This window comes from Burkholderia sp. Ax-1724 (genome assembly GCF_011752995.1).
GTDB lineage: Bacteria > Pseudomonadota > Gammaproteobacteria > Burkholderiales > Burkholderiaceae > Paraburkholderia.
This window is the reverse complement of record NZ_VWWL01000019.1, coordinates 168,712-180,503: the sequence shown is the minus strand read 5'-3', so window position 1 is coordinate 180,503 and position 11,792 is coordinate 168,712. Positions and strand designations below refer to the sequence as shown.

At 58.6% G+C, this 11,792-nt stretch carries 16 protein-coding genes; 3 read left to right on the top strand and 13 right to left on the bottom strand.

What is annotated here, in order from left to right; genetic code table 11:
* Positions 1–103: 103 nt before the first annotated feature.
* The 9 genes from F3J19_RS22705 to F3J19_RS22670 all read right to left on the bottom strand — a co-directional run bounded on the left by F3J19_RS22705 (position 104) and on the right by F3J19_RS22670 (position 5,647).
* The gene (locus F3J19_RS22705) at positions 104–751 is read right to left on the bottom strand and encodes a DUF6094 domain-containing protein (protein ID WP_240159156.1); all 648 of its coding nucleotides are present in this window, start codon (positions 749–751) and stop codon (positions 104–106) included.
* A 69-nt stretch (positions 752–820) separates the two neighbouring features.
* Positions 821–1,381 carry a DUF3275 family protein gene (locus F3J19_RS22700; protein ID WP_167046333.1) on the bottom strand — a complete coding sequence of 187 codons (561 nt, stop codon included), beginning with the start codon at positions 1,379–1,381 and terminating at the stop codon, positions 821–823.
* 117 nt (positions 1,382–1,498) lie between these two features.
* Positions 1,499–2,035 carry a hypothetical protein gene (locus F3J19_RS22695; RefSeq protein ID WP_167046330.1) on the bottom strand — a complete coding sequence of 179 codons (537 nt, stop codon included), beginning with the start codon at positions 2,033–2,035 and terminating at the stop codon, positions 1,499–1,501.
* A 110-nt stretch (positions 2,036–2,145) separates the two neighbouring features.
* A complete protein-coding gene (locus F3J19_RS22690) occupies positions 2,146–2,688 on the bottom strand; it encodes a hypothetical protein (protein ID WP_167046327.1) in 543 nt (180 codons plus the stop codon).
* Between the two features lie 75 nt (positions 2,689–2,763).
* Positions 2,764–2,859, bottom strand: a complete 96-nt coding sequence (locus F3J19_RS32735) for an antirestriction protein (RefSeq protein ID WP_240159155.1) — start codon at positions 2,857–2,859, stop codon at positions 2,764–2,766.
* Complete coding sequence (locus F3J19_RS22685; protein WP_240159154.1) at positions 2,847–3,185, bottom strand: antirestriction protein; 339 nt, start codon at positions 3,183–3,185, stop codon at positions 2,847–2,849. Before F3J19_RS22685 ends, F3J19_RS32735 begins: the two co-directional genes overlap by 13 nt.
* A 126-nt stretch (positions 3,186–3,311) precedes the next feature.
* A complete protein-coding gene (locus F3J19_RS22680) occupies positions 3,312–3,779 on the bottom strand; it encodes a hypothetical protein (protein WP_167046324.1) in 468 nt (155 codons plus the stop codon).
* Between the two features lie 538 nt (positions 3,780–4,317).
* Positions 4,318–4,977, bottom strand: a complete 660-nt coding sequence (locus F3J19_RS22675) for a DUF3577 domain-containing protein (RefSeq protein WP_167046321.1) — start codon at positions 4,975–4,977, stop codon at positions 4,318–4,320.
* Positions 4,978–5,416: 439 nt separating this feature from the next.
* Positions 5,417–5,647 carry a helix-turn-helix transcriptional regulator gene (locus tag F3J19_RS22670; RefSeq protein ID WP_167046318.1) on the bottom strand — a complete coding sequence of 77 codons (231 nt, stop codon included), beginning with the start codon at positions 5,645–5,647 and terminating at the stop codon, positions 5,417–5,419.
* Between the two features lie 172 nt (positions 5,648–5,819).
* Here F3J19_RS22670 and F3J19_RS22665 point away from each other — a divergent pair, with 172 nt between their 5' ends.
* From F3J19_RS22665 to F3J19_RS22655, 3 genes are all read left to right on the top strand, one after another.
* The gene (locus tag F3J19_RS22665; RefSeq protein ID WP_167046315.1) at positions 5,820–6,239 is read left to right on the top strand and encodes an ACT domain-containing protein; all 420 of its coding nucleotides are present in this window, start codon (positions 5,820–5,822) and stop codon (positions 6,237–6,239) included.
* Between the two features lie 332 nt (positions 6,240–6,571).
* Positions 6,572–6,814, top strand: coding sequence for a type II toxin-antitoxin system ParD family antitoxin (locus tag F3J19_RS22660; protein WP_167046311.1), 243 nt, complete (start codon positions 6,572–6,574; stop codon positions 6,812–6,814).
* Entirely contained in the window at positions 6,811–7,113 is a 303-nt protein-coding gene (locus F3J19_RS22655; protein WP_167046308.1) for a type II toxin-antitoxin system RelE/ParE family toxin, read from the top strand. The genes F3J19_RS22660 and F3J19_RS22655 overlap by 4 nt, the downstream gene beginning before the upstream one ends.
* A gap of 359 nt (positions 7,114–7,472) precedes the next feature.
* Here F3J19_RS22655 and F3J19_RS22650 read toward each other — a convergent pair whose 3' ends face one another.
* The 4 genes from F3J19_RS22650 to F3J19_RS22635 all read right to left on the bottom strand — a co-directional run bounded on the left by F3J19_RS22650 (position 7,473) and on the right by F3J19_RS22635 (position 11,652).
* A complete protein-coding gene (locus F3J19_RS22650; protein ID WP_167046306.1) occupies positions 7,473–7,892 on the bottom strand; it encodes a nuclear transport factor 2 family protein in 420 nt (139 codons plus the stop codon).
* Between the two features lie 680 nt (positions 7,893–8,572).
* Positions 8,573–9,499, bottom strand: coding sequence for a LysR family transcriptional regulator (locus tag F3J19_RS22645; protein WP_167046302.1), 927 nt, complete (start codon positions 9,497–9,499; stop codon positions 8,573–8,575).
* A gap of 290 nt (positions 9,500–9,789) precedes the next feature.
* Positions 9,790–10,617 carry a TIM barrel protein gene (locus F3J19_RS22640; RefSeq protein WP_240159153.1) on the bottom strand — a complete coding sequence of 276 codons (828 nt, stop codon included), beginning with the start codon at positions 10,615–10,617 and terminating at the stop codon, positions 9,790–9,792.
* Positions 10,618–10,728: 111 nt separating this feature from the next.
* Complete coding sequence (locus F3J19_RS22635; RefSeq protein WP_167046299.1) at positions 10,729–11,652, bottom strand: NAD-dependent epimerase/dehydratase family protein; 924 nt, start codon at positions 11,650–11,652, stop codon at positions 10,729–10,731.
* Positions 11,653–11,792: the final 140 nt, after the last annotated feature.

Genomic DNA, 11,792 nt, shown 5'->3' with positions numbered 1-11,792 from the left:
GCTCAATATAGCCACGTCGATCACTCCGTTCCCCCGCCCGTTGCCGAGCAGGTCAGTGTTCTACGTGGGTCAAGATTCGATGCAAATTACTGCCGAGGGTGGGTCAGGATTCCGTGCAAATCAACAGTGCAGCCATTGCGCTGTCGACGCCGTCCGCCCTGCGCTTGATGCCGAAGAGTACGATCTGTTTGAACGTCTGATCGGGTGCAAGGAACACCTCGACGTGGTTAAAGTTGCGCGCGATCATCGTGGCGAATTCGCGATCCATCACGTAATGCGGCACGATCAGCACGAGGACACCACCGAATGCGAGCCACGGGACCGTCTTCAGATAGAAGACCTTCTCGATGCGATTGGGCTGACGTTCGCCGGTCTGTGCCTTGTCCGACACGACGTCGCCGTACGGCGGGTTGAGGAACAGCAGTCCTATGCTGCGTGCGGTGATGAACATCTCGTGGACATCCGCATGCGCCACGGTGTCCAGTACTGCCTTCGCATGCCATGCACGCTCGCGGTCATATTCGACGCCGAATGCACGAATGGCGTCCGGTGCCGCGGGGAATCCTGCGAGAGCATCCTTCAGGTCGTGCAGTGCAGCACCTTCGCCGCAGCAAGGGTCAAGCAGCCGGGCGGGCCGATCGGGATCGGCCAATGCAAGAGCCGGAATGGTCCGTCCGAGCGTGACGGCATCGGTCGGGAAATAGCCATTCTTCACGAAATTTCTGGCGAGCCGGGGAAAGATCAGGGCCATGTTGAATCTCCTGGAGAGGCAGGGCGTGCCGCGGGTCTGGAAGACCCGGCACGCCGCAACTGGAAGGACTCAGGCTTTCAGCCAGGTCTGGGTGGAGGCCTGCAGTGCATAGCCAAACGCGCGAAGCTGGTCGCGCTGCCGACGGAGCACTGCGCGGTCGACGGTCGGATCGAGTTTCACGGGGTCGCCGGCGACGATGGCATCGGCCAGTTCAGTCCCGAAGAGATCGGGCAGATACAGTTCACCGGAGTCGCTTCCGGCTTGAGCGGAGACGGGGGCTTCATCGGTAGGTGCCGTTGTAGCCGCACCCGGTGCGCGTTCCTCATCGGCGGGGTCCGGTTCGGTCGAGGCGGGCGTCTGTCCTGTCTCGCTGAACGGTTCGTCGTTGTCGAGTTGCACGTCGGCGAGCCTCGCGCGGATCTCAACGGTGACCTTGCCGTACCACACGTAGCTGTGCGGATAGATCTTGTCGATGAGGAAGGTACCGGTGTAGGCCCCGGGCTCGAACTGCTCGAGGAGCTTGTCCTTGACCTTGAACTCGCCGACAGACGTCGTGAGTTCACCGACCTGGAACGGGCCGTTACTGCCCTTGATGGTTCGCACGTCGAGCGTGCCGGAAAGGGAAATCATGATGCCTCCACGAAGTGAGGCGGGATCGTCCCTGGCGGGCATGGCGTCCCGCCGGCTGGAAAGATCGGATGCGCAAGGGAATGATGTTCGGCGCGTGTGCCGGGCGCTCGATGCGAACTACGCTACGGATGACGCAACGGGTTCATCCGCGCGTCGCTGTTCGACGATGTGACGGAAGAGTCGCGGCGGAAACCGGAAAAGCCGGCCGTCGCTTTCGACAATCCACGTGCGCTGACGCCGGCCGACTACGATGGCCTCGCTGATCGACAGCCCGCTGAGCGTCAGGATGTCGCCCGGCGCGAGTGCGCGTGAACGTGCGGCGTGCCAGGCTCGGACCTGTTCGCGCCATTCAGGCGCAGCAGGTGGAACCATGTCGAGGTAGGCCAGTGGACACGAGTAATAGAAGGGTTCCATTTCCTCGCACATGTCCTTGTAGCCCCAGCCGTCGCAACCTTTATCGCATGCAAGCAGATCGCAGCCGATATAGCGGAAAGGCGCTTCTGCGGGGCGAGTGATTTCCCATACGGTCCAGAGCACATTGCCGCTGGTGCAGTGACGCAGGCAGCGGTGCGTTGTGCCGTTGTGTTCTTCATTGCGGGTCAGGCGATCGATCAGTTGCGAACGCGTCTGCCCATGACTAAAGAGCCATCCCATGATGCACCTCATGAAGTGAAGCGGGGCATCATCCCGGGGCGGGTACGATGCCCCGCGGGGAATGCACCGTTGAACCGGTGCTGGGATGTGAGTCAGCGGCAGGACCGCGATTACACTCGTTGCTGCGACCGAAGGTCACGACCGATGACGGTCCGTACTGAGCTGATGATGAAAACTGTCCAGTCGGCGAAGTACCGGTCATCGAACACGATTGCGCCCGAGCTGAGGCCGGGCTGGATGGGTAGCGTGATCCTGCCCGTAGGGACGTGGCCGTCAGGTCCGGCGATCACCTCCATGTCGGGAAAGAACAGATGGCCTTCGAACGGATCGAGAAATTCGAGCCTTATTTCGCGCGCCTCGACCGTGTGGCAATAACGCAGCCGACCGATCAGCGGGCCGTCGAATCCACATGCAGGCGATGCGGTGAACGGCGTATCGCGGTCGTTGAAGAGTCCGAGATAAAGACCATCGGGAAGATTGACATTCTGATCGGTATAGCGTGGCAGCGATCTCCCGTCGCGACACTCAAAAAACGGCTGCGATGAATCGCGATCCTCATCAGGCCAGTTCGCTGTGTGGCCCAGCGTGTCAGGTTTGCGAAAAACGTTTTGCGTGCCGTGTGACCGGGGGGCAAGAAGCGCACAGGTTGACATGATTGTCTCCGTGAAGGTTGCGGAGACGCTCCCCCGTGGGTTACGTTCCGCAAGGAGTGATAGAACGGCTGGGCGTCAGTCGATGGCTGCAAATATCTTGCGCGCCTCGGGATGAGACGGCACGAAGGCAAGCAGCCGATCGTAGAGTTCCGTGAAGATCACGTCTTCCATTGACCACGCCAGGGCGTTGAGTGCGCGAAGAGCGTGGCCACGATGCCGGCGGCGTCGTTGCTCATCTCGCCGGCATAGCCGTTGCCATCGCAACAGATGGTCAGTGGGCTATCCAGGCGGGGCGTCATGTAGAACGTGTCGTTGGATAGCTCGATATAGTCCCAGAATCCTCCGCGATAGGTATCGCACAGTGATTCCATTGCAGTGTAGACGGCAATTTCGCCGCGGATCATGTGTTTGCCGAAGTAGCGCGGCAGGATTTCCATGCGACGTTCCTCGGGCACGAGAGTAGCGGCGATGGCGTGTGTTTCAGCGGTCTGATTCATGACATCCTCCAGAAAGATGCGGAGGACGGTTTCCCGGGCGGGGAGCGCATTCTCCGCGTGGGTTGAACATCATCGGTGCGGCAAGCGCCGATGCAGGTCCGGGTTCGTCAGGTACTTCAGTGGTGACTAGCAGATCCGGAAGCCACCGCAGTCGCGAAGGAATGCTATGAACTCGCGCACATTCTCGACGCTGAACGGATAGTTCGTTTCAAAATTGGGCCGATGGCCCATCCCATTGCATCCATTGCAAGTCAGTGTTCCGGGACCGATAGCAGGTGGTTCGGCGCGCATGCCGGAGCCGCCGCAGATAGAACAGGATTCCGCTGGCAGGGACGCGAGATGCGTTTCCCTTGCCCGCGCGTAAGCTGTTGTATGCCCTTTGCGGATAGCTGAATCCAGACGGGCGGCCAGCGCGACGGAAGCCTGGTGACCGAGTCCCCAGCCGTCGTTGGAATGTCCCAGATTGTTTCGCGGGATGATATCGGGTGCGATCCGCTCGCAGTATTGCCAGAGCGGATGCCACCACCAGACGTTGTTGCGAAAGTATTCGCCTGTACTGGAAACTGGCGAGCGGCCAATGACGTCCATACCCATGGTCACGCTCCCGAAGAGAGGGAAAAGACCGCCGGATATCTCCGTAACAGACGAGAACAGGCAGATTGCAGGATGGACATTGAATGCTCCTTGAAGAAAAAAGGGGCATCCGGGCTCGTTGGAGCGTGCGAACGCCCCAACGGGGAGAAGGAATCCGAGCCTGGCAGATTCACCAGGTGCAGTTGCGCAGACAGAGGCGCCGGACAGGACTGCAAAACGTGTCGCCTGACGTGACGACGGACGGGCCTGCAACTGGCAGGTCGGCAGTAAAACAGTTATCCGTCATTGACCAGCGGGGTGAATCACGGATAACGCCTGGCAGGCGGTGAGCCGCCAGGCTCCGCTCTGGACCGGTACGATCTGTCCGATGCAAACGGCACGGCGTAACGGGGCCACCGTGGGCCCAGGGCGATAGTCTGCGGGGGGACGCCGGCTTTCCGGAGCGGGGTACGCAGTGCGTCGCTCCGGAAAGCCGGCGATACGGCCCGGCGTGTAGGTGAAGCCCCTGCATGGAGGAGGGGACGTGAGGTACGGCTGTTTAGCTGTTGCCGACAGCAGGCTGGCGGACGTTTCCGTTGCCCTGACGGCGCAGTGGCGGATAACGGTTGGCGCGAGGTGCGGAGCGGCCGGTTGCCGGAGCGTCCTCACCGGACGATCCGATGTCATGGTCGTTGACCGGTTCCCCGGCAGGCGTAGTGTCGTGATCGTCGTGCTGTTGCGATATCTCGTGTCCGTCGATGATCTCGCGCGAGGTGTCGGCACCGGCTTCAGTGTCGTCGCCTTCGTCGCGATACACCTCCTGGCCGTCGACCTTGATCCAGAAGAGCTTGAGGAGGCGTCCCTTGAGGACGGCGCCTGTTTCGCCAGCACGGTTGCCGGTGCGCTCAAACGTGCGGATATAGTGGTCGCCCGAGCGGAAAGCGGCGAGAACTTTCACATCGGGATCGTTGGCATCATCCATGACGGAGCGGACTGCATCCTTCGCCTTTTCGCCGGAGACGATCAGGTCAAGAGGCAGGTAGACGATGCCGTTTTCGACGTTTGGATCGCCATGAAATGCGGAGATCGCGCACGCGAGAAAGGGTTTGGCCTTGCTGCGGCCATTGCCTCGGGCAGTGACATCGCGAACGCGGGACAGATACCCGAGGCCGCGCAGATGAAGATCGAAATACTTGCGGGGTTCGACAGACTGATTCATGACGATTCTCCAGAAACGAAAAGGGGGAATCGCCAGTACCCGTGTCGGGGAATGACAATTCCCCGACACGGGTCAGCAAGGAAGCTTCGGGTCAACAGACCTGCGGTGGTCCAGACAGTGGGACGAAGCGCAACCGCAAAAGGAGTCGCATAAGCGACGGTACTGCAAAGGATGCTGGACGAACTCCAGCGGGCAACTTCACCTACGCATCATAGGCGACGCCGGGTAGAAATCAAGATTCGACTAGATCAAAAAAATAAGGAATCCATATTAATATCACGATGGATGTATTTTCCGTATGACTTGTCACGATGTATCACGGAGAGTGGATGCGGTAGACAGGTGACGTGCTGAGGTGATCGATTGATGCGTCAGTCGTCTTTCCGTTGCCATGACGGAGTTGCGGGTACAGGTGCGTGTGAGTAGAGAGCAGCTTCAGTTACGCGCTGGCGCAGCCATCAAAATCCAGCATGGCAGCGGGCGAAACCCCGAGTGTGGCGGCGAGCACGCAGATATTATAGAGGGCGATGTTGCGCTGGCCCCGTTCGATGCCACCAATGTACGATCGCGCGAGGCCACTTTCGAGCGCAAGTCGCTCCTGTGACCAGCCACGCGCCTTGCGGAGCTCGATCAGGCGTTTTCCAAAGAGGGCAAGGGGGTCGTACTGCATCGACATCTCGAACGTGAAGATATCGAAGCGTACGGATTTGACCTGTTTAGGGCCACGCTCTATGATGACACGTACTATGAGTGACAATTTTAACCGATGCGAATGCGAGCATCCTGCTGACGGCCGTCGGCAAGGATGCCCAGGCTAACGTTCATATGGCTGAGGGGACATTGTGAGTCAACCGATTTCAAACCTTGAACAGTTGCTGGCGTCGATGCAACCCGAGCTGAATGAGGGTGCCTACGTTTTTTCCTCGGTGCAGGCCGGGACGGACGTTTCGCGTTTCATGCCCGTGGCGACGTTTCGCGAGCGCGAGGGGATGACAGTCATAGTCGATGAGCCGACGGCGCTGCGTGAGGGATTGCCCGTGCTGTTCCGGGCAGCCTGGATTACGCTGACAGTCCATTCCGATTTGCAGGCGGTGGGGCTGACCGCTGCGGTGGCGGAAGCACTGACAAAGGCGAGCATCAGTTGCAACGTCGTTGCCGCAGCGTTCCACGATCATATCTTCGTACCGTTCGAGCGCGCGGCCGATGCGCTCGCCCAGCTTGCCGGACTTCAGGCGAGCGCGGTGCGCGACGCCACAGCCTGAACTGCGTGGCAACGCCAAGCCAGCATATAGGGCTCAGCGAGATTTGCCATTCCCGGCTGTTCGGTGTGGAAGCTGATGTCGTGGCTTTGTCCCGAAGTCGGGCCTCTGTCCAAGGCGTAGGTTGGAGTTTCGGCTATCTGCGGAGCCTGTATCCGGAGAGATTCTGGACAGGAAAATTAAGGGGGCAGAGTGCCGGCTTGGGGGCAACAAACTGGGGCACGGGCGTATCCATGCCAGTCTGTTTAGCGACATCGGCTCTCCAACTTCGTTTTGGGTAAACTTCTGGCATCGAATACCAGAAATTGGTATTCTTGGTCTAGGAGGTTTGAGCCATGAGCAAAAGCACATCGTTTACGCTCGGTGAGCATTTTTCGGAATTCGTCGATGACCGCGTGCGCAGTGGCCGTTACAGCACGGCCAGCGACGTTGTTCGCGCCGGCCTGCGTTTGCTCGAAACTGAGGAAGCACGACTGGAGGCGCTGCGAAACGCCCTGATCGAAGGCGAACAGTCCGGGCCGTCGCGCCCGTTTGATTTTCGCAAGTACGTCGCGGGTAGGCGGAACAGGGCTGCATGAGAGCGTATGTTCTCTCGCCAGCGGCCGAACGCGATCTTGACGACATCTGGGATTACACGGTTGCCAGATGGGGAGAGGCGCAGGCTGAGCGTTATATCCTGAGCATCGAAAGCACTGTTGTCGGCCTGGCCGACGGCACCCAGCCAAGTCTGTCTGCTGAAGACATTCGAAGAGGCTACAGGAAAGCGCTGGTTGGAATGCATGTCGTGTTTTTCAGGGAGTCGGCGACGCTGATCGACGTCATCCGCATCCTGCATCAGCAGATGGATATCCCTGGACGGCTAGGGGATGACAGCTAGGTGGTGAGAGACCAGAAGCTTCTTTGGTTAACTTACTGTCACCGGCGCCCGGTCGTGCGTTCAAGGGCCGTTAGCAGAGTGATCCTGTCATCCACGCCAATGTATCCGAGACCGCAGTTCGGCTAAAGCCGACATTGGGGTGTGCTCAATTCCTCATCTGCAATGTGGTGGCGGATTGCTGACGGTTGCGGCATCGGGCATAGGAACGGGAGCTTCTGCATTAATGGACTCACACTCTCGACCCGTTGCAGCCCCGTAAGGCTGGCTGTACCCATGGTCAGCTCCACAGCACACAACGGACATCGCCGAAGCGCAGCACCACACCAACACAGCTTCGGCCACTCGACGAACAGGGGTTCTTATTTGGTCGCTGAGGGGCTGGTCCAATGTTCTTGCGGCGTATCCGCCCATGTCGAGCCGAGCGGTTGCATTGAAAGCCAGGTCTCTACAAGTTTGCCTTCCTCGGTGCGATAGGACTGCATACCCGCGCGGGTACGCGATTCGCCGGTAGCAGGATCGGTCCACTTGAACGCGAAGCGGAACCATGCACGATTGCCTTCAAACGAATGATCGTAGACGACGACACGGATGCCGGGCCGGTCCGCTTGAACTTTTGCAATCTCTGCCGCATATGCTTCCCGCGTCACGATTCGGTCACCGGCTTCGTCGTGTCGAATGTAATGCGGACCAACGCATTCCGGCACCAGTTCAAAGCGCCCCTCATGCCAAACGCTTTCCCATCGGTCGAACAGATCGCGCAGCACGGTATTCTCAGACATCAAGTTACTCCCTCTCGTTTGTGCCCAGCGTGATCATACCGGAGGGCTCTCGCCCTGAACGGTCGAGGCAGCGCGCTGGGCGCATCTGTGGCCGAGGTTCTGCCGGTATTGAGCCGTGCGCCCCAATTCCGGTCTATTCCTCCAACGCAATCGGTCATTCTGTTCAATGCCCGAAGATTCGTTAGAAATGCGGAACAGCCATTCGGGTGTCCGTGCGCGTACGTCGCCCAGTGTCGGAGAGTGGCCGAAAATACCAATTCAATGAAGGGTCTGGAAAGCTGCCGTTGAAATCTTCAACGGCAGCTTTTGGCTTCTGCGGATGAGTGCAGTCGGCCAGGAGGGGACGTTCACTGTCGGTAAAGCGGCGTCACTGGAACGGCCGCTTTACCTCCCGAACGAGACGTAAAGAATCCTAAATATCGCTTCACCAAAGATGGCTGAGGCGCGCAATGAAATCCATCCAGATCTGACTCCCATGTCGGCGTCACCGTCACTCCGGAACGGAAGCATCCGGAATCGCACGTCGCAGGTGCTCCGCGCGCTTATAAACTGCCTACATGAACAAAAGCTTGCATTCCGCGACGGCGGTGCAAAGCGGTCGATACGGTCGTTTAAATGCCAGCAACAGTTTAGGGTTGACGATAGTGGACCACCAAAACGCTCGACCAGCTAGCAGCTTTTCAGTTGCTCTGAGTTGTTGCACTGGCGGCCTTGGAATGTTTCCAAGGCACATTCGAATATTGCTCGACCAGAAAGTCCAAAAACGCGCGAACCTTAGGCATCCGATGTCGACCGTGGGGATACACGGCCGATAGCGCCACCGGATCAGGAACGATAAAGTCGGACAGAACGGGAACAAGCCAACCCTGTTGGAGCGCTTCGTCTGCGATCATGTCTGCTGTTCGCGTGATCCCTCCGCCAGCCTGCGCGATGCGTAGCGCAGTTTCTGCGTTGTCAACCGCGATAGGCCGACTCAGTTCGACCTGGCCCAATTGTCCGTTCACAATCAGTGGCCACTTGAACGGAGGACGTAGACCGTGAATGACGCAGTCGTGTTGCTCCAGATCTTTCGGACTGGCGGGGATACCGCGTCGTTCGAGATAGGTCGGGGAAGCGTACAAGGCGCGCTGGAGTTCGGAAATGCGACGTGTCACAAGAGATGGATCGCTGATCGCACCTGACCGGATTCCCACATCGGCATTTTCGGCAAGCAGATCCACAACCCGGTCTGTTACGGACAGTTCAATCTCGACATCGGGATAGCGCAAGCGAAATTCCGGAAGGGTACGCGCCAGTTGATGAAAGGCGAAGCCGCTCGCGCAATTTATACGCAACCGTCCTCGAGGCTTCTGTCCAGCCTGGGATACCTCGGCCTCCGCATCCGTGATTGACGCGATGATGTCTCGCGCTCGCAGATAGAACGTTTCTCCTTCGGTGGTCAGCGCTATCTTTCGCGTTGTCCGTTGCAGCAACGTGACGCCGAGGCGATCTTCCAGTCGCGATACCAGCTTCGATACTGCAGAAGGTGTGAGGCCGAGATCTGCTCCAGCAACGGTGAAGTTACCGCGATCAACGACTTGAACGAAGGCCTGGAGATCGAAGTCCATATCTGAGCGCCTGATTCAAAAATCACGTATGTAGAAACGCAATTTATCACCGTAAGAGCGGTAATCATACCGTCGCCAAATATCTCTGTGTATAGGGATGAACGACTTGGCATGGATTTCCAATCCTGGCGCGTAGCTGTCAGCAGCACGATGACCGCTCGCGGCGGTCAACAACGTGACCCGTCAGGACGCGACTACGTGCCCGTTTCGATCGCGTTTCGCGTCTGTGACGACAGGATGGATCGGCGCAGTGCCCGACTGTTTGGCACCGCGCGCGACACTTATCTGAATTAGCCCTCGGGCTGATCGAGAAACTGGCGAGATGTGGCAATCGCCCGACGAACGTAGTGTTGATATCCCATTTTCGCTACGGAAGGCTCGCCCGGGATCTCCAGTGCGTAAACGATGTCGTCGGGCAAGGAAGACAGTATCCCCTTTACATCGATGCCTCCCTCACCGGGAAAGAGACGCTCACGACGTCCGTTGTAGATCAGGCCAGCGATATCAGGTGGGTGTCCCGTCGGGACGTCGCAGACCTGCGCCCAGCGAAACCATTCAGGCGGCAGCGTTCGGAGGAATTCCTTGCTGGAGAACGAACGATCAAAGTGGAGCAGATCGATGAGTATGCTCGCGTTTGACCGATTGACTTCTCGCATTACCCTTGCTGCCTCAACAAGGCTGGGCGTCTCTGTCCAGGAAACGAACTCAAGGCTCACGTTCAGATTGAGAGGCTTCGCGAGATCGCACAGCGAACCAAAGCGGTCCGTGGCGCGATGGCGATCCGGGTCGGGCAACTGCGCAACGACATGTCGTGCGCCTAGCTCAGCACCGGCTTCGAGAAAGTCGCGATAGTGCAGATGATCCCGGGCAGGGTCCATCCGAGCGACCTCGATGTCCCATACCTGTACTCCGGTATCGGCCATACGCGCCTTCGTCTCACGCATGAGCGCTCGATCGTTGGCAAGGTCGTAGAGCGCCTCTTCGGGAGTCGTCCTGTTGAGTCGCAGTCCCACGTACTGATATCCGGCGTCAGCGGCGGCCTGAACGAGTTCAGGTGGTGTAAGGCCAAGCGCGGTCAGATGAGCAAGCGAATAACGATGATGCATTGTCTCTTCCATGTGTGCACTTTGCGTTCGGCGCGGTTGTGAGCTAGCGCCGAACGTCGCTTTCTTTAAAGACTGACGCGACGAGACGGTACAGGGAGTAACAGTAACCGTCCGAACTAGAGACTATCGCGTCCCGACAGCTTCGATTTCGGCATACGAGCCGCGCTCGATGTCGTCGATCAGCGAGAGCTGCTTGCGTCCCCAACCGAGTTCATCATGGGCACGAGTAGCGCGAACACGGCTATTGGAGCCGAAGCTCAGCGTTGTCATCATTTCACCGTATTGCTCGATCGCCTCGGGAATGCTGAGGCTCCCGACCGCTTCGTTGAAGCCGAGCAAACGGCTGATCGCTTCAGCGATTTCACGCATCGAACATTCACCGTTCTCAGCGTAATACGATCTGCCCGGTTCCGACCGTTCCAGAACCGCAACGTACAGGTCCGCAAGATCTTCGATGTGGACGTTAGACCAGCGGTTCAGTCCGCGACCAACGTATTTGCCTTCACCGAATTTCTTCGCGGCCTTGATCATCTGCGGTACTTGCGCGCTGGCGGGATTCAAGCCGGTGCCGGTCCCATAGACCATCGTTGGCAGAATGACAGCGGTACGGATGCCCTTCGATGCTGCGCCAAGGACGACTTCGTTCAATGCGGCGCGACCTGCGCGGGCGGGCAAGACCTTCAGCGGAGTGTCGTCGTTGTAGATCGCATCCGTGGCTTCACCACCTGCTCCATCCGCAATCACTCCCGAGCCGCTGGTCTGGATGAACGGCTTGTTGCTGCCTTCGAGAGCTTCGAGGAGGGCGTCTACCGCACCTCGATGGTCTACGTTGGCGGTATTGATCACACCGTCCACTCCAGACGCGACCTCGCGGAGCAACCTGGAGTCATCGAGGAGGCCCGCAACTGGCTCAATGCCTCTTTCGCGAACCGCGGCCAGATCATTGTCGGGATGGATCAGACCGATGACCTGGTGACCAGTTGCCATCAATGCCGTTGCAACGGACCCGCCAATGTAACCCGTGGCGCCTGTCACAAATACTTTCATGAAACTTCTCCTATTTCATTGCCGATATCGAGCGGCTGTTGTCCAGCTGATTGAATGGTCGTGGGCTTTAGTCGGTTGCTTAGATCGCGCGCAGCTCGGTCTGCAGTCTGCATCTCTGGCGATTCCGGGACCATGAGAAC